Source organism: Mesorhizobium sp. M7A.F.Ca.US.008.03.1.1 (genome assembly GCF_003997495.1).
Lineage (GTDB): Bacteria > Pseudomonadota > Alphaproteobacteria > Rhizobiales > Rhizobiaceae > Mesorhizobium.
Genome location: NZ_RZRU01000016.1, coordinates 127442 through 151125, shown reverse-complemented (window position 1 = coordinate 151125; position 23684 = coordinate 127442). Strand labels below are relative to the sequence as shown.

Sequence of the window (23684 nt, the reverse complement as noted above, 5' to 3'; positions counted from 1 at the left end):
CAACGCCGCAGGTCTCATGCGGGCCCTCGAAGGGCGAGCACCACAGGCGGTCGTCACGGTGGCGCGGGACCAACGCCCAATCAGCTCTTAAACTGATTCAACGCAATCGTGAGGTTGCCTGATGAGCGCGCATGCACTCTACGTGACCGCCGCCTATGGCATCACTGCCGTGGTGCTGGCCGGATTGATCGGCTGGATCCTGCTCGACCAGCGGGCGCGCAGGCGTGAGCTAGCCGAACTGGAGGCGTCCGGCGTGAGGCGTCGCTCCGACAAGGCGGCAAAGCCATGAGCACAGAAACGGAAACGCCGCCGCCACGCGCTCGTCGCCTGTTCGTGCTGTTGCCGCTGCTGATCTTCCTTGGCCTGGCCGGACTGTTCCTGTCGCAGCTGCTGTCGGGGCGCGATGTTTCGGAAGTGCCGTCGGCCCTGATCGGCCTGCCCGCGCCTCAAACCAGCCTGGCGGCGCTGGAGGGCTCAAACCTGCCGGGGCTCGATTCGAAAACCTTCGCCGGCAAGGTCACATTGGTCAACGTCTTCGCGTCGTGGTGCGCGCCGTGCCGCGAAGAGCACCCGGTGCTTCTGGCGCTGTCGCAGGACAAGCGTTTCACCATGGCGGCGCTGAACTACAAGGACCGGCCAGAAAACGCACGCCGGTTCCTCGGCGATCTCGGCAATCCGTTCCAGGCAATAGGGGTCGACGAAGCGGGGCGCTCGGCGATCGACTGGGGCGTCTACGGCGTGCCGGAAACCTTCGTCATCGGCAAGGACGGCAAGATCGCCTACAAACATGTCGGCCCGCTGACGCCCGAGACGGTGCAGGCGTTGCTCTTGCCGCAGATCGACAAGGCACTGGCGGCGCATTGATATTCAGGTGGTGCCGGCCTGCAAATGACGGTTTCCTGCGCCCCCCCTCTACTGCGTCGCAGTAGAACTGTGCTCACGTACCCAAAAGTACGCTCCGCTCCGGTTCTCGGAAACCCTCATTTTCGACTCGGCCTGACCTGAATCTCAACGCACCTTGGCGGCGCGTCTTATCGGACTTGAGATCAGCCGTAGATCTGCTTGTGGACCTGGTAGAGCATTTCCGAGCGGTCGGCGCGCATGTCGGCCAGATCGCGGCTGGAAAAGCTGTCGATTTCGGCGACAAGGCGGTTGTAGTGCTTGCGCTTGGCAATGCTGTTGCGAGCGCGGGTCATGAGACTGTCTAGGATCATAGCAAGGTTCCTTTTGGCGCCGCATTTCGGCGGCGGTTTCTTCCTCCCTTGATCGATACGAAGCATGACATAGTAATGGTGCATTGCAAAAAGAAGATGTTGCAATGCACCATTGCGCTGGACGCATAGCCGGTTAATGCGGCGCTAACATCATGCGCAGAGCAAGCCATCTGTCTTGGCCGCGCTTTTTGCATGACACTGTGCGTACCCACATTGCCTTCTGTCCCTTAGGCTGGCTTGATCCGGTGTCATTGATGCCGGGAGGAAAGCATGGCGGCCGCAGACTATTATGAAATTCTCGATCCGCGCTTCGCGCGCCTGTTCAATGGCAACGCGCAGGTCGAGAAGCTGTTCACCGGATGCCAGTGGGCGGAGGGCCCGGCCTGGTTCGCCGCCGGGCGCTATGTCGTCTGGTCCGACATCCCCAACAACCGCATGCTGCGCTACGACGAGACCGACGGAAATGTCAGCGTCTTCCGTCAGCCGTCCGGCAACTCGAACGGCAACACCGTCGACCGGCAAGGCCGGCTGATCACCTGCGAGCATTCCGGCCGCCGCGTCAGCCGCACCGAGTTCGACGGCTCGGTCACCACGATCGCGGCCAAATGGAAGGGCAAGCGGTTGAATTCGCCCAACGACGCGGTGGTGAAATCCGACGGTTCCATCTGGTTCACCGATCCGAGCTACGGCATCGATACGGATTATGAGGGCGACAGGGCCGAGAGCGAAATCGGCGCCTGTCATGTCTACCGGGTCGATCCCGGCACCGGCGAGGTCGAAGCCGTCATCACCGACATGGTCCGGCCCAACGGCCTCGCCTTCTCGCTGGACGAGAGCAAGCTTTACGTCGTCGATACCGGCCGCACGCATGGCGCGCAGAATCCGGCGCATATGCGGGTGTTCAATGTCGGCAAGGGCGGCAAGAAGGTTTCGGGCGAAAAAGTCTTCGCCGACTGCACGGCGGGCCTGTTCGACGGCTTCCGGCTCGACGAGGACGGCCGCATCTGGACCAGTGCGGCCGACGGCATCCATTGCTACGATCCGGACGGCACGCTGATCGGCAAGGTCAAGGTGCCGGAAGTCACCGCCAATTGCGTGTTCGGCGGCAACAAGCTGAATTGCCTCTACATAGCCGGCACCACGTCGCTCTACATGGTGCGGCTCATGGTCAACGGCGCCAAGACATACTGAGACTGGAGCACTGGCGGCCGTTCGACGGTTTCATCGAAGCGGGTCGCGAGCACGAACATCCCGGGAGGACAAAAATGCCATTCGTCAACATCCGCATTGTCAAGGAAGTGATATCAGCCGATCCGGCGGGCAAGAAGGCGGATATCGCCAAAAAGGTCACGGCGGCCATCATGGACGCCACCGGGCTGAGCAACGACGATGTCTGGGTGGTCTTCGAGGAGGTCAACGCCCGCGACTGGTATGTTGGGAAGACCGATGTGGAGACGCTGCGAAAGGGCTAGCCCGAAGGTGTGGGGTGGCCGCCGCTCAACGCGAGCGGATAAACTCCGCGAAGGCATCCAGCGCATCATGCATCGCCTGCCGGTTCGCCGGCTCGTCGAGGATGCCCGCCACCTCCGGCGGCTTCTTGCCGAGCAGCGCTATCTCCAGCACATCGTCGCAAAGCGCGAACGACATGGTGCGCATGATCTCGGCCAGTGCGGCGCGGGCGAACAGCGAGCGCGGCGAAGCGTGTACCAGCATGGCGGGCTTGGCGACAGCGGCATCGCGCGAGACCAGCCAGTCGAGCGCGTTCTTCAGCCCGCCCGGCACGCCATGGGCATATTCCGGACAGGAAACGATCAAGCCGTCGGCTCGGCTGACGGCATCGATCAGCTTGCAGGCTTCGAGCGGTGTCCGCTGGTCTTCATCGTCAGGATTGAAGATCGGCAGACGGCCAAGCCCGTCATGGACGGTGACGCGGCAGCCGGACGGCGCTTCGCGCGCCAGTGCGGCGATCAGCGCCGAATTTGTAGAGGCCGCGCGCAGGCTGCCGGAAATGGCAAGGATGTTCAGCAAGGTATGGAATCGGTCCAGACGCGAATCGCGTCCGAAAACCTACCACATCGTCTTCTTGTATTCCTCGTCGAGCCAGCGGTCGGTCGCCTCGGCGGAATCGGCAACCGCCAACTGATCGCGCATGATCTGGCCGAGCGTCGGCAGCGTCGCGCGGTCGTACCAGGTTTCCGGCTTCCACAGGTCCGAGCGCATGAAGGCTTTTGCGCAGTGCATGTAGGCGGCCTTGACGCTGACCACGACGACGCTTTGCGGCTCCCTGCCGTCGACGGCCAGCCGTTCGCGCAAATTTGCGTCGACGGTGATGCGGGCATCGCCGTTGACGCGCAGCGTCTCGTTCATGCCGGGGATGAGGAAGAGCAGCCCGACCGAGGGATTGACGAGGATGTTTTCCAGCGTGTCGAGCCGGTTGTTTCCGGGCCGGTCGGGAATGGCGATGGTGGTGTCGTCGAGAACGGTGGCAAAGCCCGGTTTGTCGCCCTTCGGCGTCACGTCGGCATTGCCGGCACCGTCGGACGATCCGATCAGCACGAACGGGCTCTTGCCGATGAAGGAGCGGCAATGGCCGTCAAGTTTTTTCAGCTCCTTGCGGATAGAACCGTCGGTCGGCCGTGGCGTCTTGTAGATCGTCCTCAACTGGTCGCGCGTGGTGATGAATTCCATGTCCCTCTCCCCAGAACGGCTCATTGTTTCATGAACGCAGAACCGCTGTTTTCCTTTGTTTTGACGCCACTCCGGACAGAAGACCGTTTCACACTCTATTTCCCGGCCTTCTCTTCTTTGCCGGCCTTGTCCTCGAGTGAATGACGCAGGATCAGCGGCATCTGGCTGAAGGTGAACAGAAGCGTGATCGGCATGATGCCCCAGACCTTGAAGGTAACCCAGGCGTCGGTGGAAAAATTGCGCCACACCACCTCATTGACGATGGCCAGGAACAGGAAGAACAGGCCCCAGCGGAAGGTCAGTTTCCGCCAGCCTTCGGCGTCGAGGCTGAAGGCCGAATCGAAGACATAGCCAAGCAGCGACTTGCCGAAGTAGAGGCCGCCGAGCAGCACGCCGCCGAACAGCGTGTTGACGATGGTCGGCTTCATCTTGATGAAGATGTCGTCCTGCAGATAGAGCGTCAGCGCGCCGAAGATGAAGACGACGACGCCCGACACCATCGGCATGATCGGCAAGGTGCGGGTGAGCAGCCACGAGGCGATCAGGGCGATTGCCGTGGCGGCCATGAACAGGCCGGTGGCGACGAAGATCGGCCCGCCGAACTCGGCCAGAACAGGGAATTTCTGCACCAGCCATCCGCCGCGCGCATTGGCGAAGAAGAACACCATCAACGGACCCAGCTCCAGCACCAGCTTGAGCAGCGGATTGACGCCTTCCTTCTTCTGCTTCTGCGGGTCCGACGGATCGCGTTCGAGAATGGGTGGGTTCATGGAATCTCTTTCTTGTGCATGATCCGAATCCAAAAAGGCTGCACCTTTTCGGGACATGCTTGTTAGGCCACTCCTGCGATCGCCCTGGCGAATTCGCTTGCCGAGAAAGGTTCGAGGTCGTCGACCTGTTCGCCGACGCCGATGAAATAGACCGGCAATTTGTGCTTCGCCGCGATCGCCACCAGAATACCGCCACGCGCCGTCCCGTCCAGCTTGGTCATCACCAGGCCGTTGACGCCGGCGATATTGCGGAAGATCTCGACCTGGTTGAGCGCGTTCTGGCCGGTGGTGGCGTCGACCGTCTGCAGCACGGTGTGCGGTGCTTCCGGATCGAGCTTGCCGAGCACACGGACGATCTTTTCGAGCTCCGCCATCAGTTCGGTCTTGTTCTGCAGGCGGCCGGCGGTATCGATGATCAGCACGTCGGAACCGGCTTCCCTGGCCTTCTCGAAGGCGTCATAGGCCAGCCCCGCGGCATCGGCGCCGATCTTGGAGGCGATCACAGGCGATTTCGTCCGCTCGCCCCAGATCTTCAGCTGCTCGATCGCGGCGGCGCGGAACGTGTCGCCGGCGGCGAGCATCACCGACAGGCCGCCATCGGTCAGCTTGGCGGCCAGCTTGCCGATGGTTGTGGTCTTGCCGGTGCCGTTGACACCGACCACCAGGATGACATGCGGCTTGTGTGAAAGGTCGAGTTCCAACGGCATGGCGACATGGGTCAGCACCTTTTCCACCTCGGCCGCCATGATGGCGCGGACCTCGGTGTCGGAGACGTCCTTGCCGTAGCGGCTGGCGGCCAGCGCATCGGTGACGCGCAAGGCCGTCTCCATGCCGAGATCGGCGCGGATCAGCACATCCTCAAGGTCCTGCAGCGTCTCCTCGTCCAGCTTGCGCTTGGTGAAGACGCCGGCAATGTTGCCGGTGAGTTCTTTCGAGGAGCGGGCGAGCCCGTCGCGCATTCGCTGGAACCAGGAGCGCCGCGGCGCCGGTTCCGGCGCTTTGACCGGCTCGGCCTTCTGCTCGACCTTCTTGGTGACGGTCACCTTGCCTGGCAAGGGTTTCGGCTCCGGCGCGAGTGGTGGAAGAGGCTGCGGCTCGGGCGCAATTTCCGCAATAACCGGCTGCGATTCGATCGGCGCCGGCTGGCGAATGGGAGGTGCGATTTCCGCGGCGGGTGCTTCGGGCGTCGGGGCTGAAACTTCGCTCTTCTCCCCGTCATTATACGGGGAGAAGGTGCCGGCAGGCGGATGAGGGGCGGCGCCGACCTCTGAAGACGGCTGAAGAGGGGACGGCGCCGGTGTCGGCACCTCGATCGGCGCTGGTGTTTCTGCCGGAACCTCGGCAGGCGTCGGCACTTCGACCGGGGCCGGCTCCGGCTGCTTTTCCGGGCGTGACGGGACGATCTCCGGCTCGGCCGGCGCCGGAGCTGGGACTTCTTGCGGCTGCGGTTCGGGCGTGGGTTCCGGAGTCGCGGGGGTGACCGGAACTTCCTCGGGCACCGGCGGCTCTGGAGTCTCTGGCGCGGGCGCGGGTTCTTCTTTCGGCGCGGGCTCCGGCAGCGGTTCCGGCTCGGCTGGAACAGTCGGCTCCGGTACTGGCGGGATGGTTGGCTCCGGCTCGGGCACCGGTTCCTCGACAGGCGCCGGTTCCGGCGCAGGAGCTATCTCCGGCTCGACCGCCGGCGTCGTTTCCACCTCGGGCAGCGGCTCGTCGCGCTTCAAGAACTCCGGAACGACCTGCTCGGCCGCCGGCTTCAGCGCATCGAGGGCTTCCCATTTGATCGGCGGCAGCGGGGTGGTCTCGTCGATGCGCTCCTCGACCACCTCCTTCTTGCCGAACGAAAATATCTTCTTGAAAAAACCAGCCATGCTTTGCGTTTCTCAGGCAGCGCGGGAGGCAAGGGGCGCCGCGATCAGCCTGACACCATCGTGGCCTGAAATATCGGCCTCGACGATCTCACCCGGTGCGCCGGTGCCGAGTGCGGCAAGCGTAAAACCCTCGGTGCGGCCAAGGCCGTCGCGCTCGATCAGGATCGACTGACGCGTACCAGTGAGCGACGACAGATGCCTGATATACGAAACTTCACCGGCGGCGCGCAGCCGGGCGGCGCGCTGTTTGACCACCTCGCGGCGGAGCTGCGGCATGCGCGCGGCGGGCGTGCCTTCGCGTGGGCTGAAGGGGAAGACGTGGAGATGGGTCAGGCCACACTCCTCGACAATTTTCTCCGAGTTCTCGAACATTTCATCGGTCTCGGTCGGGAAGCCGGCGATGATGTCGGCGCCAAAGACGATACCGGGGCGCAGCTTGCGCACATCCTCGCAGAAGCGGATCGACTGATCGCGCAGATGGCGGCGCTTCATCCGCTTCAGGATCATGTCGTCGCCCGATTGCAGCGACAGATGCAGATGCGGCATCAGCCTGGGCTCGGTGGCGATGGCGTCGAGCAAATCCTCGTCAGCTTCGATCGAATCGATCGACGACAGCCGCAGCCGCTTCACGTCGGGCACCTGTTTCAGGATCGTCTTCACCAGTTTGCCAAGCTTCGGCGCGCCCGGCAGGTCGGCGCCGAATGACGTCATGTCGACGCCGGTCAGCACGATCTCGGCATAGCCGTTCCCGGCGAGCCGCTTGACCTGCTCGACCACGGCTCCCATCGGCACCGAGCGCGAATTGCCGCGGCCGTAGGGAATGATGCAGAAGGTGCAGCGGTGGTCGCAGCCATTCTGCACCTGGACAAAGGCGCGCGCGCGGCCCTCGATGGCGTCGACCATGTGACCCGCGGTCTCGCGCACGGAAAAAATGTCGTTGACGCGCGCCTTCTCGGTGTCGTTAACGCCGAAATCCGGCAGCGCGCGATAGGAATTCGCGTTCAGCTTCTCTTCATTGCCAAGCACGAGATCGACCTCGTCCATGGCGGCAAATTTTTCAGGCTCGGTCTGCGCGGCGCAGCCGGTGACGATGATGCGGGCTCGCGGGTTGTCGCGGCGCGCCTTGCGGATCGCCTGCTTGGCCTGGCGCACTGCTTCGCCTGTCACGGCGCAGGTGTTGAAGATCACGGCGCCACCTTCCAGCGCGCCCAGGCCGGCACTTTCAGCCTCGCGCCGCATCACCTGCGATTCATAGGTGTTGAGCCGGCAACCGAAGGTGACGACATCGATCCCCTGGGACATCGGGCTCTTGGGCAGAGCGGACATCAGGCCGCGCTTTCGGTGTCGCGGGCCCATGTCCCGACCGACGGGTCGAAGCTGCCGGAAAATTCCCATTCGGCGGCGCCGGTCAGGACCACGTGGTCATCGTCGCGCCATTCGACATGCAGCGTACCGCCGCCTGGCGTCAACAGACTGACGCTGCGGCTGGTCCGGTTGGTGCGGGCCGCGGCCACGACAGCGGCGCAGGAGGCCGAGCCACAGGCCTTGGTCAGGCCGGCGCCGCGCTCCCAGGTGCGGATGATCATGGTTTCGGGCGAAGTAACCTGAGCGATGGTGATGTTGGCTCGCTCGGGGAACATCGGGTGATTCTCGAGCAGCGGACCGAAGCGATCGAGCTCATAGGACCAGACGTCGCGGTCGACCCAGAAGATCGCGTGCGGGTTGCCCATCGAAACGACCGAGGGCGAATGCAGCACCGGTGCGTCGATCGGGCCGATCTGCAACTCGATCATGCGGGTGTCACGGAATTCCTCGGCCAGCGGGATATCCTGCCAGCCGAAGCGCGGCGTGCCCATGTCGACCGAGATCGAACCGTCGGCGTGTTCGCGCGCATTGAGGATGCCCGCCACGGTTTCGAAGGTGAAGATTTTCTGGCCGGTCTCGGCGGCGAGCGCCTGGACGACGCAGCGCATGCCATTGCCGCAGGCCTGCGCACCGGTTCCGTCGGAGTTCACTATGTCGATGAAAAAGGCGGTGCCCGGCGTCCTGGCGTCATGGATCGCCATGATCTGGTCGAAGCTGGTCGCGGCATCGGCGTTCAGCGCAATCGCCGCCGCCGCCGTCACCCTGTCGGCACGGCCACGCATATCGGCAACGATGATCTCGTTGCCGATGCCGTTCATCTTGGCGAAAGGGGCAGTGCTGGCCATTGCTCCAAAAATTCCGTGTCCGTTTGGCGCTATATGGCGGAAACGGGCAGGAATTACCAGTGCGCAGCCGCTTAGTCACGGCGAAAGCGCCGGACTTACGTCACGGCGAAAATGCCCAGCACCACCAGCAGGAAGATGATCAGAACGATGCCGATAAGGATGCGCGCACCGGTGGCGGCGGCACCTGCCAGTGCCGGCATGCCGAGCAGGCTCGCCGCCGCAGCGACGATCAGCAGAATGATGATCCATTTGAGCATGGCAATGCCCCGCAGACCGACAGATTTTTCACACTTGAAAACGCGCTTGCGGCGCTGGGGTTCCGTCGAAACCGATGCGGATCAGGGCGCTATGTGCTCCGGCACGTTCCAGACCTCGCCTGGCCGCAAGGCGCGGAAGCGCTCGCGCGGGATGCCTTCATCGTCAAGCGCCTCGGTCAATCTGCGCGCCGGCTCGTCGATCGGCTCGTCGGTGAGTTGGAAGGTGCCCCAGTGACAGCCGGCGGCATGGGCGGCATTGCACAGTCTCATGCCTTGCACGGCTTCACCAGGATTCTGGTGCTGCGGCGCCATGAACCAGCGCGGCTCATACGCGCCGATCGGCAGGATGGCGAAGCGGAAACCGCCATGTTTGTCGGCCATCAGCCGGTAGTTGATGCCATCGTGGAAGCCGGTGTCGCCGGCGAAATAGAGCTTGCTGTCGGGCGTTTCGACGACGAAGCCGGCCCAGAGCGCCATGCGCCGGTCTCGGGCACCGCGCGCCGACCAGTGATGCACCGGCTCGACATGGACGGCGGCGCCATTGCCGATCTCGACCCTGTCGCCCCAGTCATGCGCCGATAGCCGCATGCCGGGCATGGCGGCTTCGATGATGGCGTCGTTGCCGAGCGGGGTGAGCACCAGCGGATCGTGGCCGGCCTTCAGCCGCTTCAACGTGGCGAGGTCGAGATGGTCGTAATGGTTGTGGCTGACCAGCACGAGGTCGATCGGTGGCAGATCGGCAAAGGCGATGCCTGGCGCATTGATGCGTTTTGGTCCGGCGAAGGAAAGCGGCGACGCGCGCAGCGACCACACCGGATCGGTGAGGATGTTCAGACCGGCCGTCTGGACCAGCAAGGTGGAATGACCAACCATCGTCACTTCCAGCGCAGCGCCCTCGACCCTTGTCGCCGGCTTTGCCTGCGGAAAGGGGCTTGGATCGCTCGCCGGCCATTTCGAGCGCTGGCCATTCAACTGCCATTTCAGCAAATCGGCGAAACGGCCGGGTGGCTGGCCGTGGGGATTGAAGAACAATGCGCCGTCGAAATGGTCGCTGGGCGGGCCGCTGTAATAGCGATTGGCGGCTGTCTTTCTCGCGGCCAATTTTGCGGCTCCGGCAGGGTTTCGTTTTCCAGACATAGGCGCTAAGGCGGCTCGCGCAAGCGTCCCAACCACCGAATGTCAGCGCTGCACCGCGTTGACCGGATCCCCAGGCGCGACAAGCGGTCAGCCGTCGCGATTGCGATAAATTTGCAACAATTCTTGCTGCAAACTGTATTTTAACCATATCGGGTTGAAATTTCGCCACCTTCTCCATCTTGGTGGGGGTGAGATTGCGCGGACGGCTTCCCCCCAGCCGGATCCGACGGAGGTTGGCATGACTTTTTCGAAAACCGGTCTGGTGGCCGTATCGCTGGCGGCGCTCGTTGCGAGCGGCTGTTCGACCTCACGTTTTTCCTCGATGGAGGACCAGCAGCCGGCACCGCTGGAGGCCGCGCCCGCCGGCAAGGTGACGGCGAACCAACTGCCGCCGCCGGCATCGCCCGGCACCACCGACCCGTCGCAATTCCCGACCGCTCCTGCGAACGCGCAGGTCGCCGCGCTGCCTTCGGACGGTTCGGCGCCAGCCGGCGCTTCGGACGTGACCGCCGCCAGCGTCGCCGGTGTCTGGAACGCCAGCGTTGCGGGCCAGAGCTGCAAGGTGGCGACACCGCAGACCAAATTCGGCGCCGGCTTCCGCGCCGGGCCGCTGCATTGCCCGGCGCCGATGGACGGCGTCAAGTCGTGGAACGTCGCCGGCAAACAGCTGACGCTCTATGACGAGAGTGGCGGTGCGCTGGCGCGGCTCTATTCCTCGGGCGGCTCGAAATTCGACGGCCAAACTTCCAACGGCCAACCGATTTCGCTTACAAGATAGGCTAGGTATGCCGATATTCAGGTGATGCCGGCCTGCGAACGGCGGGTTTCTGCGCTTCCGGTGCTCACGTACTTTAAGTACGCTCCGCTCCGGTTCTCGAAAGCCACCATTCTCGGCTCGGCCTAACCTGAATCTCAACACACCTAGTCCCTTGGAGCATTCCTGCTCTGAACAAACGACGTGACCGATGCATCTGCGTGACGGCCTCCAGACCCATGCGACCGTCAGGCAGCGCTACGACCATCTGGTGGAAACCGGTACGATCGACCGCGATCCGGCGCAGGAACGGATCGTTGCGGCGCTCGACCGGCTGACCGATGAGATCTCGGCCAAGCGGCTGGCGCATAAGTCGAGCGCGCTGGGCTGGCTGTTTGCCCGCAAGCGCGAGGTCCACGAGGCCGTCAAAGGCCTTTACATCCATGGCGGCGTCGGTCGCGGCAAGACCATGCTGATGGACATGTTCTTCGAGCTTGTGCCGGTACGGCGCAAGCGCCGTGTCCACTTCAACGACTTCATGGCCGACGTGCAGGACCGTATCCAGAAGCACCGGCAGGCGCGCAAGAATGGCGACGTCAGGGAAGACGATCCGATCCCGCCGGTGGCCAAGGCCCTTGGCGAGCAAGCCTGGGTGCTGTGCTTCGATGAGTTCTCGGTTACCGACATTGCCGACGCGATGATCCTGTCCAGGTTGTTTTCGGCGCTGTTTGCCAGCGGCGTGGTCCTGGTCGCCACCTCGAATGTGGCGCCGGAAAACCTCTACAGCGAGGGGCTGAACCGCCAGCTTTTCCTGCCCTTCATCGGCATACTGGAGCGGCACACGCAGGTGCTGGCGCTCGATGCCGACAAGGACTACCGGCTGGAAAAGCTCGCCCGGACACCGGTCTATGTCACGCCGGCCGATGCGGCGGCGGACCAGCTACTCGACGAGGCCTGGCAAGCCATGACGCGGAGCGCGACGACCGCCGAGACATCGATTGCCCTAAAAGGGCGGCAGGTGATCGTGCCGCGTGCGGCGGGCGATGCGGCGCGGTTCTCCTTCGTCGATCTCTGCGAAAAGCCGCTTGGCGCGCGCGATTTCCTGGCGATCGCCGGGCGCTTCTCAACCATTTTCATCGACCATGTCCCGGTGCTCGGCGAAGGCAAGCGCAACGAGGCCAAGCGCTTCATCCTTTTGATCGACACACTCTACGACCATCATGTGCGGCTGGTGGTGAGTGCCGAAGCGCTGCCGCAGCAGCTTTATATGGCCAAGCGCGGCGTCGAGGTGTTCGAGTTCGAGCGCACGGCATCGCGGCTGATCGAGATGCAGAGCCGCGACTGGCTGGAGGATTGGGCCGAGCGGCAAAAGATGAAGGCGGCGCCCGAAGCCCAGCAGGCGCAGGCTTAGCCGCCGCCCTGAGGCCAATCGTTAAAGCTCATACACATACATGACGAAGCTCTCCGCCGGCCCATGCGGCTCCTTGCGTGACTCATAAAGCGCGCGAGCAGCACCGTTGTCAGGCTCGGTGCCGACCCAGGCTTCCTCGCAGCCATTCTCTCTGCCGATTGCGAACATGGCGTCGAGCATTTTTCGAGCGATGCCATGGCGCTGGAAGGCGGGCGAGACGCCGACCTCATCAATGTAAAGCTCGCTGACCTTGTCGGGATGGCGATGGATGACAGCGGCGCATTGCCCGACGACCACGCCATCGGCCAGCGCCACGATCATGAAATGGCCGGATTCCCTGAGATAAGCTGCCAGCCGATCCGGCCTGACCGGCTCGTCGAACACGTCATCGGCGACCCGCATCACAAGGGCGTCATCACCCGGGTATAGCCTTACGATTTCCATTTTCATTGTGTAAATTCCCGCAAGTCGGCTTACAAACTTGGACGTTTACGTAAATCCCAATCACTCTAACCGATTGAAAATGCTCACTCCGAAATAATCGTTTGAATTTATATCGCGCCGGGGCTATTGGGTGCGGCGAAAATTCGCGGTCCCCCGCAGCATTCCGGCCTCTTCTTCGACGCCGCCATCAAGTCACCAGAGATTTGAGACGTCGTCACCGACAAAGGGAAAACATCCTCACATGGCACGCAACAAGATAGCGCTTATCGGCTCTGGCATGATCGGCGGCACGCTCGCTCACATGATCGGCCTCAAGGACCTCGGCGACGTGGTGCTGTTCGATATTGCCGAAGGTATCCCGCAGGGCAAGGGGCTCGATATCGCGCAGTCGTCGCCTGTCGATGGCTTCGACTCCAGGCTCACCGGCATCAACGACTATGCCGGCATCGAAGGCGCCGACGTCTGCATCGTCACCGCCGGCGTGCCGCGCAAGCCCGGCATGAGCCGCGACGACCTCTTGGGCATCAACCTCAAGGTCATGGAGCAGGTTGGCGCCGGGCTGAAGAAGTATGCGCCGAAGGCCTTCGTCATCTGCATCACAAACCCGCTCGATGCCATGGTCTGGGCGCTGCAGAAGTTCTCAGGCCTGCCCAACAGCCATGTCGTCGGCATGGCCGGCGTGCTCGACAGCGCGCGCTTCCGCTATTTCCTGGCCGAGGAATTCAAGGTCTCGGTCGAGGACGTCACCGCCTTCGTGCTCGGCGGCCACGGCGATTCCATGGTGCCGATGATCCGCTACTCGACGGTATCGGGCATTCCGCTGCCCGACCTCATCAAGATGGGCTGGACCTCGAAGGAGAAGCTCGACCAGATCGTGCAGCGCACCCGCGACGGCGGCGCCGAGATCGTCGGCCTGCTGAAGACCGGCTCGGCTTATTACGCGCCGGCCGCTTCGGCGATCTCGATGGCCGAAGCCTATCTCAAGGACAAGAAGCGGGTGCTGCCCTGCGCGGCGTATCTCTCCGGCCAGTATGGGGTCAAGAACACCTATGTCGGCGTTCCCGTGGTGATCGGCGCCGGCGGCGTCGAGCGCATCATCGAGATCGAGCTCAACAAGAGCGAGCAGAAGATGTTCGACTCCTCTGTGGCGACGGTGCAGGGCCTGACAGAGGCCTGCGTCAAGATCGCGCCGCAACTCGCCTCCAAATGAATCTCCAGTAAGTGAACCCCCAGTCGATCCGGAGACCATCCAGATGAACATCCATGAGTATCAGGGCAAGGCGCTGCTGAAGAGCTTTGGCGCGCCGGTGGCCGAAGGCGTGCCGGTGTTCAAGGCGAGCGAAGCGGAAGCCGCCGCCAAGGCGCTGCCGGGCCCGCTCTATGTGGTGAAGAGCCAGATCCATGCCGGCGGCCGCGGCAAGGGCAAATTCAGCGAGCTCGGCCCCGACGCCAAGGGCGGCGTGCGGCTGGCGAAATCGGTGGCCGACGTCGTCGCCAACGCCAATGAGATGCTGGGCAACACGCTGGTGACCAAGCAGACCGGTCCGGCCGGCAAGCAGGTCAACCGCCTCTATATCGAGGACGGCGCCGACATCGAACGCGAGCTCTATCTGTCGATCCTGGTCGACCGTTCGGTCGGCCGTATCGCCTTCGTCGTCTCGACCGAGGGCGGCATGGACATCGAAGCGGTCGCCCATGACACGCCCGAAAAGATCATCACCGTCGCCATCGATCCTGAAAAAGGCGTCACGTCGGCCGATCTGAAAGCGCTCAACGGCGCGCTCAAGCTCGACGGCGATGCGGCCAAGGACGGCGATACGCTGTTCCCGATCCTCTACAAGGCCTTCGTCGAGAAGGACATGAGCCTGCTCGAGGTCAATCCGCTGATCGTCATGAAGAACGGCCGGCTGCGCGTGCTCGACGCCAAAGTGTCGTTCGACAACAATGCGCTGTTCCGCCACCCCGACGTGCTCGAACTGCGCGACACCACGGAAGAGGACGAGAAGGAGATCGAGGCGTCGAAATACGACCTCGCCTATGTCGCGCTCGACGGCAATATCGGCTGCATGGTCAATGGCGCCGGCCTTGCCATGGCGACGATGGACATCATCAAGCTCTATGGCGCCGAGCCCGCCAACTTCCTCGATGTCGGCGGCGGCGCGTCGAAGGAGAAGGTGACGGCGGCGTTCAAGATCATCACCAGGGATCCGGCGGTCAAAGGCATCCTGATCAACATCTTCGGCGGCATCATGAAGTGCGACATCATTGCCGAGGGCGTCATCGCCGCTGTCAAGGAAGTCGGGCTGGAAGTGCCGCTGGTGGTGCGCCTGGAAGGCACCAATGCCGAGCTTGGCAAGAAGATCATCAACGACAGCGGCCTGAACGTCGTGTCGGCCGATGATCTCGACGACGCGGCCAAGAAGATCGTGGCGGCGGTGAAGGGCTGATCTGGTGCCTCCGCGCAAGATAAACCTGGTCGAGGCGGCGGATCAAAAGATCAAAAAGGTCTTCGATCCGCATATCGCCGGCGACGTCAACGAGTCCCAGGTCAAGATCGCCAAGTTCGGCGACGTCTTCGACTGGCACGCACATGACAATGAGGACGAGGCCTTCCTCGTGCTGCGCGGCCGCATCGCCATCGACTTTCGCGACGGCACGGTGGAGCTCTCCAGCGGCGAGTTCATCGTCGTGCCGCGTGCCGTCGAGCATCGCCCGCGCTCGCTCAGCGAAGAGCCTGTCGTGCTGATGTTCGAGCCGGCGACGACGCTCAACACCGGCAACGCCAAGAGCGACCTCACCGTCGCCGATCTGAAGCAGCTGTAACTTGCGATGGCCACACAGTTACACATATGCTGTGTGGAATTTGCAGGAGAAAGAGACATGAAGAACATCACCCTGGCCGTCGAAGACGAGATTCTGGAGCAGGTCAAACTGACGGCCGCCGAACAGCGAACGACAGTCAACGGCATGGTGCGGGAGTTTTTTGCAACAGTGGCCGCGAAGCGGCATGCCAAGGACGACGCACGGCAAGCCCTTTTGAGGCTCGCCCGCGAAGCGGCGGGAGATATGGGCAGCAAGAAGTGGAACCGGGAAGAACTCTATGATCGCTGAGTGCTTCCTTGACACGAACATTCTCGTCTATGCCGCCATCGGACACAAATCCGAGCGTGCGAAATATGAGCGCGCCGTGGAATTGATTGCCAAGGAAGACTATTCGACCTCCGCGCAGGTGCTGCAAGAGTTTTATGTGAATGTGACCAAGCGAGCGGATGCGGTACTGGCGCCGGCGAAAGCGGCCGAGTGGGTCGCCGCGATCTCCATGAAGCCCTGCCAGGATCTGGACAGCGCGGTTGTCATGCGAGGCATCGAGAACGCGCAGCGATACGAGATCTCTTATTGGGATGGCGCAATCATCGCCGCGGCCGAGCGCCTTGGCGTCAAGGTACTTTACACCGAAGATCTCAACCACGGACAGACTTACGGTTCCGTGGTTGCCATCAATCCCTTCCGTACTCATTGATCGGGTCGCAAAAATGTCCATCCTCGTCGACAAGAACACCAAGGTGCTGGTGCAGGGCCTGACCGGCAAGACCGGCACGTTCCACACTGAGCAGGCGCTGGCTTATCACGGCACGAAAATGGTCGGGGGCATCCATCCCAAGAAGGGTGGCGAGACGTGGACCGGGACCAAGGGCGAAAGCCTGCCGATCTTCGCCACCGTCGCCGAAGGCAAGGAAAAGACCGGTGCCAACGCGTCCGTCGTCTATGTGCCGCCGGCGGGTGCCGCCGAAGCTATCCTCGAAGCGATTGAGGCCGAGATCCCGTTGATCATCTGCATCACCGAAGGCATTCCGGTGATGGACATGATCAAGGTCAAGGCCAGGCTCGACCGCTCGACGTCGCGGCTGATCGGCCCGAACTGCCCGGGCGTGCTCACCCCCAATGAATGCAAGATCGGGATCATGCCCGGAAACATCTTCCGCAAGGGCTCGGTCGGCGTTGTCTCGCGCTCGGGAACGCTTACCTATGAGGCAGTGTTCCAGACCACCAATGTCGGTCTCGGCCAGACCACCGCCGTCGGTATCGGCGGCGACCCCGTCAAAGGCACCGAGTTCATCGATGTGCTCGAGATGTTCCTCGCCGACGACGAGACCAAGTCGATCATCATGATCGGCGAGATCGGCGGTTCGGCCGAGGAAGACGCCGCGCAGTTCCTCAAGGACGAAGCCAAGCGTGGCCGAAGCAAGCCGATGGCCGGCTTCATCGCCGGGCGCACGGCGCCGGCCGGCCGCACCATGGGTCACGCCGGCGCGGTCATCTCCGGCGGCAAGGGCGGCGCCGAAGACAAGATCGCGGCGATGGAATCGGCCGGGATAAAAGTTTCACCGTCGCCGGCAAGGCTGGGCACGACCTTGGTCGAGGCGATCAAGGGTTAAGTGAGTAAGTAAGTAGCGAATAGGGAGTAGTGAGTAGGGAAGAACGGATGAGTGGTGAACGAGTGGGGGAAATCCCCATTTCCCTACTTACTAATAACCACTCACTATTCGCTTTTGAAAAGGAGACGGAGCCAGGCTCCGCGGACAAAAATGGCAAGACAAGATCAGGCCAACGACCAATTTTCGCTCACCTCTTTCCTTTACGGCGGCAACGCCGACTATATCGACGCGCTCTATGCCGCCTATGAGGACGATCCAGCCTCGGTCAATCCCGAATGGCAGGAGTTCTTCGCCGGGCTGAAGGACGATGCCGGCGATGTGCGCAGGAATGCCAAGGGCGCTTCATGGGCCAAGCCCTCCTGGCCGCTACAGGCCAATGGCGAACTGGTGTCGGCGCTCGACGGCAATTGGGGCATTGTCGAGAAGACGATCGAAAAGAAGGTCAAGGACAAGGCGGTCACCAACGGCGTCGTCCTGTCCGATGCCGACGTGCACCAGGCGACGCGCGATTCGGTGCGCGCCATCATGATGATCCGCGCCTACCGCATGCGCGGCCATCTGCACGCCAATCTGGACCCGCTCGGCATCGCCAAGCCGCTCGAGGATTACAACGAGCTGTCGCCGGAGAATTACGGCTTCACCGAAGCCGATTACGACCGGCCGATCTTCCTCGACAATGTGCTCGGGCTCGAATTCGGCACCATCCGGCAGATGCTGGAAATCCTGACGCGCACCTATTGCTCGACGCTCGGCGTCGAGTTCATGCATATTTCCGACCCCGAGGAAAAGGCCTGGATCCAGGCCCGCATTGAAGGCGCCGACAAGGAGATCACCTTCACCGCCACCGGCAAGAAGGCGATCCTGCAGAAGCTGGTCGAGGCCGAAGGCTTCGAGCAGTTCATCGACGTCAAGTACAAGGGCACCAAGCGCTTCGGCCTCGATGGCAGCGAAGCGCTGATCCCGGCGCTGGAGCAGATCGTCAAGCGGGGCGGCCAGCTCGGCATGAAGGAGATCGTGCTCGGCATGGCGCATCGCGGCCGGTTGAACGTGCTCTCCCAGGTGATGGCCAAGCCGCACCGCGCCATCTTCCACGAGTTCAAGGGCGGCTCGGCCGCACCCGACGAGGTCGAGGGCTCGGGCGACGTCAAGTACCATCTCGGCGCTTCGTCGGACCGCGAGTTCGACGGCAACAAGGTGCATCTGTCGCTCACCGCCAATCCCTCGCATCTGGAGATCGTCGATCCGGTGGTGATGGGCAAGGCGCGCGCCAAGCAGGATTATCTGTTCGGCCGCAGCCGCGAGGAGATCGTGCCGCTGGAAGAGCGCGCCAAGGTGCTGCCGCTGCTCTTGCACGGCGACGCCGCCTTTGCCGGCCAGGGCGTGATTGCCGAAATCCTCGGCCTGTCGGGCCTGCGCGGCCACCGCGTCGCCGGCACGCTGCATTTCATCATCAACAACCAGATCGGCTTCACCACCAACCCGCGCTTCTCGCGCTCCTCGCCCTATCCGTCCGATGTGGCCAAGATGATCGAGGCGCCGATCTTCCACGTCAATGGCGACGACCCGGAAGCTGTGGTGCACGCCACCAAGGTGGCGATCGAATTCCGCATGAAGTTCTTCAAGCCTGTTGTGGTCGACATGTTCTGCTATCGCCGCTTCGGCCACAATGAAGGCGACGAGCCGGCCTTCACCCAGCCGATCATGTACCGCAACATCCGCACCCATAAGACGACCGTGCAGATCTACGGCGAGCGCCTCATCGCCGAGGGTCACATCAGCCAGGCTGAGCTCGACCAGCTCAAGGCCGACTGGCGGGCGCACCTGGAATCCGAATGGGAAGTCGGCCAGCACTACAAGCCCAACAAGGCCGATTGGCTGGACGGCGCCTGGTCGGGCCTGCGCACCGCCGACAACCAGGATGAACAGCGGCGCGGCAAGACCGCCGTGCCGGTGAAGACGCTGAAGGAAATCGGTAAGAAGCTGACCGAGGTACCGAAGGATTTCGAGGCGCACAAGACGATCATCCGCTTCCTCGAAAACCGCCGCCAGGCGATCGAGTCCGGCGAAGGCATCGACTGGTCGACAGCCGAGGCGCTGGCTTTCGGCGCCATCCTGCTCGACGGCAATCCGATCCGCCTGTCGGGGCAGGATTCCGAACGCGGCACCTTCTCGCAGCGCCATTCCGTGCTCTACGACCAGCGCGACGAAACCCGCTACATCCCGCTCAACAATCTGTCGGCCGCGCAGGCCGGCTACGAAGTCATCAACTCGATGCTGTCGGAAGAGGCGGTGCTCGGCTTCGAATATGGCTACAGCCTGGCCGAGCCGAAGGCGCTGACGCTCTGGGAAGCGCAGTTCGGCGACTTCGCCAACGGTGCCCAGGTGGTGTTCGACCAGTTCATCTCGTCGGGCGAACGCAAGTGGCTCAGAATGTCGGGCCTCGTGTGCCTGTTGCCGCATGGCTATGAAGGCCAGGGTCCGGAACATTCCTCGGCCCGGCTCGAACGCTTCCTTCAGCTTTGCGCCGAAGACAACATGCAAGTGGCCAATTGCACGACGCCGGCCAACTACTTCCACATCCTGCGCCGGCAGTTGAAGCGCGACTTCCGCAAGCCGCTGATCCTGATGACGCCGAAGTCGCTGCTGCGCCATAAACGGGCAGTGTCGACGCTGCCGGAAATCTCGGGCGAAAGCTCATTCCACCGGCTGCTGTGGGACGATGCGCAGCTGCTTTCCGGACAGGCGATCAAGCTGGTCAAGGATTCAAAGATCCGCCGCGTCGTGCTTTGTTCGGGCAAGGTCTATTACGACCTTTATGAGGAGCGCGAGAAGCGCGGCATCAACGACATCTATCTGCTGCGCGTCGAGCAGCTTTATCCGTTCCCGGCCAAGGCGCTGATCACCGAACTGTCGCGGTTCCGCAATGCCGAGATGGTGTGGTGCCAGGAGGAGCCCAAGAACATGGGCGCCTGGTCGTTCATCGACCCGTATCTGGAATGGGTGCTGGCGCATATCGACGCCAAGCATCAGCGGGTGCGCTACACCGGCCGTCCGGCCGCCGCCTCGCCGGCGACCGGGTTGATGTCGAAGCATCTAGCCCAGCTCGCCGCCTTGCTCGAAGACGCGCTTGGTGAATAGAGAAGATCTGGGCGAACAACAGAACCGAAAGAAAACGGACAGGCACAATGGCTACCGAAATCCGCGTTCCCACTCTCGGCGAATCCGTCACTGAAGCGACCGTCGGCAAATGGTTCAAGAAGGTTGGCGACACAATCGCCGCCGATGAACCGCTGGTCGAGCTCGAGACCGACAAGGTGACGGTGGAGGTGCCTGCCGCCGCCGCCGGCACGCTGGGTGAGATCACCGTCAAGGAAGGTGAGACAGTCGGTGTCGGCGCGCTGCTGGGTTCGATTTCGGCAGGTGGCGCGGCCGCTGCTCCGGCGACCAAGCCGCAGGCGGTGTCGCAGGCCTCGTCGCCGGATGCGGCATCGACCGGCAAGCAGGCTGCGGCCGAGACCGCCAAGATCGCCGGCGACGCCGGTTCGGTCGAGCCGCGCAGCATGCCGCCGGCGCCGGCGGCGGCAAAGCTGATCGCCGAAAGCAATCTCTCGGTCGACCAGATCTCCGGTTCGGGCAAGCGCGGCCAGGTGCTGAAGGGCGACGTGCTCGATGCCATCTCCAAGGGCGCGCCGTCGCAGCCGGCCGAGATGCCAAAAGCCGCACCGGCACCTGCACCGGTTGCCGTCCGCGCACCGTCCTCGGGCGACGATGCGTCGCGTGAAGAGCGCGTGCGCATGACCAAATTGCGCCAGACCATCGCGCGCCGCCTCAAGGAAGCGCAGTCGACCGCCGCCATGCTGACCACCTTTAACGAGGTCGACATGTCAGCGGTGATGGCGCTGAGGACCAAGTACAAGGATGTGTTCGAGAAGAAGCATGGTGTGAAGCTCGGCTTCATGGGCTTCTTCACCAAGGCGGTAACCCACGCGCTGAAGGAAATCCCTTCGGTCAATGCCGAGATCGACGGCACCGACATCATCTTCAAGAACTATGCCCATATCGGCGTCGCCGTCGGCACCGAGAAGGGTCTTGTCGTGCCGGTGGTGCGTAATGCCGACCAGATGTCGATCGCCGAGATCGAGAAGGACATCGGCCGCCTGGGCATCGCCGCGCGCGACGGCAAGCTGTCGGTCGCCGACATGCAAGGCGGTACGTTCACGATTTCCAACGGCGGCGTTTATGGGTCGCTGATGTCGACGCCGATCCTCAACGCGCCGCAGTCGGGCATTCTCGGCATGCACAAGATCCAGGATCGGCCCGTGGTGGTCGGCGGCCAGATCGTGATCCGGCCGATGATGTACCTGGCGCTGAGCTACGATCACCGCATCGTCGACGGCAAGGAAGCGGTGACCTTCCTGGTTCGCGTCAAGGAAAGCCTGGAGGATCCGGAACGGCTGGTGCTCGATTTGTGATCGGGCTGGTCTCGCCGTGAGCGGTTGGCTGGAACGGTTCGGGTTCGCGCTGGGTCGCGGGCTTCGGATTTTTCGGCCAACAGACTCGGTCGCTGCTCCCTCGCCGGAGAAATCAATTGAATGGGGTCCGCCGTCGGAGAACAGCAATCTCGGTGTCTTCGCTCTCAGCGAAGCCGAGATGGCGAAACGGAAGATCATCGTCACCGCGATCGGTGATCTTGAGCTGCCGACTGGCGAAATCATCGCTTGCGATCCACTGATTACCGGGCTGGAACGGCCTGTGTTTAGCCGCAAGGTCAGACCGGGATGCTATCCAATTACGTTGCTTGAGGCGCAAGGCCGTGTTGCCGCAGCGGTGCTGCGGTTTGACACTGGCTTGCCAGTGCGGTGGGAATTGGCTGCCTTCGTTCGCGATGTCGGCACGTCGTCCTGGAAGTCCGGATTTATTGTCGATGACAATGTTGCTTCGTTCATGGACAAATCAATTCTGACGCTGATGTCTGACCCGGAGGAACTCGACGGTTATCTTGCTGACGTTGCATGCTCGTTCGACAGGTTCCGCATGGACAATCCGGTTGATGGAAATCCGCTTAATATAGCGATGTTCGACACTGGCTGGGGTGATGGGAACTATTATTCCTTCTGGGGACTGGACGCGGCTGGCGAGCCGTTGGTCTTGATGACCGATTTCGAGGTGCTCGAAAACGCCGACGGCCGCGAGAGCAACCAGAGCAATTAATGACAGACATCGCTTCGCCCATGATCGGATTTATGGCGGGATTGCTGGCTTTTCTTGCGGGGAGTTCGGCGGCGATCGCAGCCTGCCCCATCGAGCTTGCCGTCTATGGTGACACCCAGAGCGGGAGCGAGATCGACTTTAGCCCGACCGGCACCTCGGCGACCGTCACCAACACGTTCCGCATGATCCTCGACAACGATGTGGTGCTGAACGGCATCGTCATGTGGAACGAGGGCGTGTCGCGGCCGAACGGCGCGCTGATGCACAAATGTCCCGAGGGCGACGTTACCGGCGAGGAGCTTGCCGCCTGCACGCCTTGGCATGGCGTCATCTACACGACGGATGACAAGGGCAACATCGGACTGCTGCCGGCCGAAGGCGTCGAGGCGCCGAAGACGCTGATCCTGCCGGATCTCGGGCCGTCGCTGCGCCAGTCCTCAGCCTATGGCGGCAGCGGATTTTCGAAAGTGCCGTGGGATGTGTTTGCCTTGAAGGGATGCCAGGAATGAGCGGGACGCACAAGGTGCTGTTGGTCACCGGCGGCAGCCGAGGCATCGGCGCCGCGATCTGCCGGCTTGGATCGAAGGCCGGCTACCGGGTCGCGGTCAACTACGCTTCGAACCAGGATGCCGCCGAGGCGCTGGTCGCCGAGATCAAGGCTGCCGGTGGCGAGGCTTTTGCCGTCAAGGGCGACGTCGGCAGCGAGGCCGATATCGTGGCCATGTTCGGCGCCGTCGACCGCGCCTATGGCCGGCTCGATGCCTTCGTCAACAATGCCGGCATCGTCGATGTCAAGGCGCGCGTCGACGAGATGGATGTTTCGCGGCTGGAGCGCATGATGCGCATCAATGTCGTTGGCTCGTTTCTGTGCGCCCGTGAGGCGGTGAAACGCATGTCAACCCGCCACGGTGGCGAGGGCGGATCGATCGTCAACATCTCGTCGGCGGCGGCGGTGCTGGGCTCGCCGGGCGAGTATGTCGACTATGCCGCCTCCAAGGGCGCCATCGACACTTTCACCATCGGGCTCGCCCGCGAGGTGGCGCTGGAAGGCATCCGCGTCAATGCGGTGCGGCCGGGTATCATCGACACCGAAATCCACGCCTCCGGCGGGCAGCCGGACCGGGTGGAGCGGTTTCGCGACCTGCTGCCGATGAAAAGAGCCGGTACAGTGGATGAAGTCGCGGGCGCGGTTCTCTATCTTCTCTCCGACGTCGCGTCCTATACGACAGGCGCGATCCTGAATGTAAGCGGCGGCCGCTGAGCGCTCTCAGGCAGATCGAGCAT

Annotated in this window: 27 protein-coding genes; 17 read left to right on the top strand and 10 right to left on the bottom strand. The window is 62.8% G+C overall.

Annotated elements, in window-relative coordinates:
* Positions 1-121: 121 nt before the first annotated feature.
* Positions 122-289 carry a heme exporter protein CcmD gene (ccmD, locus tag EOA16_RS21910; RefSeq protein ID WP_127260128.1) on the top strand — a complete coding sequence of 56 codons (168 nt, stop codon included), beginning with the start codon at positions 122-124 and terminating at the stop codon, positions 287-289.
* Positions 286-864 (top strand): DsbE family thiol:disulfide interchange protein, encoded by a 579-nt coding sequence (locus EOA16_RS21905; protein WP_127260127.1) that lies wholly within the window; start codon positions 286-288, stop codon positions 862-864. The genes ccmD and EOA16_RS21905 overlap by 4 nt, the downstream gene beginning before the upstream one ends.
* A 182-nt stretch (positions 865-1046) precedes the next feature.
* Here the strand turns inward: EOA16_RS21905 and EOA16_RS21900 are convergent, their stop codons facing one another.
* Positions 1047-1214, bottom strand: a complete 168-nt coding sequence (locus EOA16_RS21900) for a hypothetical protein (protein WP_081738754.1) — start codon at positions 1212-1214, stop codon at positions 1047-1049.
* A gap of 270 nt (positions 1215-1484) precedes the next feature.
* Here EOA16_RS21900 and EOA16_RS21895 point away from each other — a divergent pair, with 270 nt between their 5' ends.
* The gene (locus EOA16_RS21895) at positions 1485-2405 is read left to right on the top strand and encodes an SMP-30/gluconolactonase/LRE family protein (RefSeq protein ID WP_013528834.1); all 921 of its coding nucleotides are present in this window, start codon (positions 1485-1487) and stop codon (positions 2403-2405) included.
* A 74-nt stretch (positions 2406-2479) separates the two neighbouring features.
* Positions 2480-2686 (top strand): 4-oxalocrotonate tautomerase family protein, encoded by a 207-nt coding sequence (locus EOA16_RS21890; RefSeq protein WP_023811297.1) that lies wholly within the window; start codon positions 2480-2482, stop codon positions 2684-2686.
* 25 nt (positions 2687-2711) lie between these two features.
* Here the strand turns inward: EOA16_RS21890 and EOA16_RS21885 are convergent, their stop codons facing one another.
* The 8 genes from EOA16_RS21885 to EOA16_RS21850 form a co-directional block, all read right to left on the bottom strand.
* Positions 2712-3242 (bottom strand): NADPH-dependent FMN reductase, encoded by a 531-nt coding sequence (locus EOA16_RS21885; protein WP_127260126.1) that lies wholly within the window; start codon positions 3240-3242, stop codon positions 2712-2714.
* Between the two features lie 39 nt (positions 3243-3281).
* Complete coding sequence (locus EOA16_RS21880; RefSeq protein WP_127260125.1) at positions 3282-3902, bottom strand: pyridoxamine 5'-phosphate oxidase family protein; 621 nt, start codon at positions 3900-3902, stop codon at positions 3282-3284.
* Between the two features lie 95 nt (positions 3903-3997).
* Positions 3998-4672 (bottom strand): septation protein A, encoded by a 675-nt coding sequence (locus EOA16_RS21875; RefSeq protein ID WP_027037447.1) that lies wholly within the window; start codon positions 4670-4672, stop codon positions 3998-4000.
* Between the two features lie 62 nt (positions 4673-4734).
* Entirely contained in the window at positions 4735-6540 is a 1806-nt protein-coding gene (ftsY, locus tag EOA16_RS21870; protein ID WP_127260124.1) for a signal recognition particle-docking protein FtsY, read from the bottom strand.
* A 12-nt stretch (positions 6541-6552) separates the two neighbouring features.
* Positions 6553-7866, bottom strand: a complete 1314-nt coding sequence (gene mtaB / locus EOA16_RS21865) for a tRNA (N(6)-L-threonylcarbamoyladenosine(37)-C(2))-methylthiotransferase MtaB (protein ID WP_127260123.1) — start codon at positions 7864-7866, stop codon at positions 6553-6555.
* Positions 7866-8750, bottom strand: coding sequence for a diaminopimelate epimerase (dapF, locus tag EOA16_RS21860; protein ID WP_127260122.1), 885 nt, complete (start codon positions 8748-8750; stop codon positions 7866-7868). Before dapF ends, mtaB begins: the two co-directional genes overlap by 1 nt.
* Positions 8751-8845: 95 nt before the next feature.
* Complete coding sequence (locus tag EOA16_RS21855) at positions 8846-9007, bottom strand: DUF1328 family protein (protein WP_013528842.1); 162 nt, start codon at positions 9005-9007, stop codon at positions 8846-8848.
* Positions 9008-9088: 81 nt separating this feature from the next.
* The gene (locus EOA16_RS21850) at positions 9089-10108 is read right to left on the bottom strand and encodes an MBL fold metallo-hydrolase (protein WP_127260121.1); all 1020 of its coding nucleotides are present in this window, start codon (positions 10106-10108) and stop codon (positions 9089-9091) included.
* A 274-nt stretch (positions 10109-10382) separates the two neighbouring features.
* Between EOA16_RS21850 and EOA16_RS21845 the strand changes: the two genes are divergently transcribed.
* Both EOA16_RS21845 and zapE read left to right on the top strand, forming a co-directional pair.
* The gene (locus tag EOA16_RS21845; RefSeq protein ID WP_127260120.1) at positions 10383-10922 is read left to right on the top strand and encodes a protease inhibitor Inh/omp19 family protein; all 540 of its coding nucleotides are present in this window, start codon (positions 10383-10385) and stop codon (positions 10920-10922) included.
* Positions 10923-11109: 187 nt separating this feature from the next.
* Entirely contained in the window at positions 11110-12309 is a 1200-nt protein-coding gene (gene zapE, locus EOA16_RS21840; RefSeq protein ID WP_127260119.1) for a cell division protein ZapE, read from the top strand.
* Between the two features lie 21 nt (positions 12310-12330).
* Here the strand turns inward: zapE and EOA16_RS21835 are convergent, their stop codons facing one another.
* Positions 12331-12759 (bottom strand): GNAT family N-acetyltransferase, encoded by a 429-nt coding sequence (locus tag EOA16_RS21835; protein WP_127260118.1) that lies wholly within the window; start codon positions 12757-12759, stop codon positions 12331-12333.
* Positions 12760-12994: 235 nt separating this feature from the next.
* Between EOA16_RS21835 and mdh the strand changes: the two genes are divergently transcribed.
* The 11 genes from mdh (at position 12995) to EOA16_RS21780 (ending at position 23661) form a co-directional block, all read left to right on the top strand.
* Entirely contained in the window at positions 12995-13963 is a 969-nt protein-coding gene (gene mdh / locus EOA16_RS21830; RefSeq protein ID WP_013528846.1) for a malate dehydrogenase, read from the top strand.
* Between the two features lie 43 nt (positions 13964-14006).
* Complete coding sequence (gene sucC / locus EOA16_RS21825) at positions 14007-15200, top strand: ADP-forming succinate--CoA ligase subunit beta (protein ID WP_127260117.1); 1194 nt, start codon at positions 14007-14009, stop codon at positions 15198-15200.
* A gap of 4 nt (positions 15201-15204) precedes the next feature.
* Positions 15205-15576: a cupin domain-containing protein gene (locus EOA16_RS21820; protein WP_127260116.1), complete on the top strand. Its 372-nt coding sequence runs from the start codon at positions 15205-15207 to the stop codon at positions 15574-15576.
* Between the two features lie 57 nt (positions 15577-15633).
* Positions 15634-15864, top strand: a complete 231-nt coding sequence (locus EOA16_RS21815; protein WP_127260115.1) for a hypothetical protein — start codon at positions 15634-15636, stop codon at positions 15862-15864.
* Positions 15854-16273 carry a PIN domain-containing protein gene (locus tag EOA16_RS21810; RefSeq protein ID WP_127260114.1) on the top strand — a complete coding sequence of 140 codons (420 nt, stop codon included), beginning with the start codon at positions 15854-15856 and terminating at the stop codon, positions 16271-16273. Before EOA16_RS21815 ends, EOA16_RS21810 begins: the two co-directional genes overlap by 11 nt.
* 13 nt (positions 16274-16286) lie before the next feature.
* The gene (gene sucD / locus EOA16_RS21805) at positions 16287-17189 is read left to right on the top strand and encodes a succinate--CoA ligase subunit alpha (RefSeq protein ID WP_127260113.1); all 903 of its coding nucleotides are present in this window, start codon (positions 16287-16289) and stop codon (positions 17187-17189) included.
* Positions 17190-17339: 150 nt separating this feature from the next.
* Positions 17340-20327 carry a 2-oxoglutarate dehydrogenase E1 component gene (locus EOA16_RS21800; protein WP_127260112.1) on the top strand — a complete coding sequence of 996 codons (2988 nt, stop codon included), beginning with the start codon at positions 17340-17342 and terminating at the stop codon, positions 20325-20327.
* Between the two features lie 47 nt (positions 20328-20374).
* Positions 20375-21661, top strand: coding sequence for a 2-oxoglutarate dehydrogenase complex dihydrolipoyllysine-residue succinyltransferase (gene odhB, locus EOA16_RS21795; protein ID WP_127260111.1), 1287 nt, complete (start codon positions 20375-20377; stop codon positions 21659-21661).
* A gap of 16 nt (positions 21662-21677) precedes the next feature.
* Positions 21678-22400 carry a DUF4241 domain-containing protein gene (locus EOA16_RS21790; RefSeq protein WP_245455995.1) on the top strand — a complete coding sequence of 241 codons (723 nt, stop codon included), beginning with the start codon at positions 21678-21680 and terminating at the stop codon, positions 22398-22400.
* Between the two features lie 32 nt (positions 22401-22432).
* On the top strand, positions 22433-22909 hold the full coding sequence (locus tag EOA16_RS21785; protein ID WP_127260136.1) for a hypothetical protein: 477 nt from the start codon (positions 22433-22435) through the stop codon (positions 22907-22909).
* A complete protein-coding gene (locus tag EOA16_RS21780) occupies positions 22906-23661 on the top strand; it encodes an SDR family oxidoreductase (protein WP_127260110.1) in 756 nt (251 codons plus the stop codon). The genes EOA16_RS21785 and EOA16_RS21780 overlap by 4 nt, the downstream gene beginning before the upstream one ends.
* Positions 23662-23684: the final 23 nt, after the last annotated feature.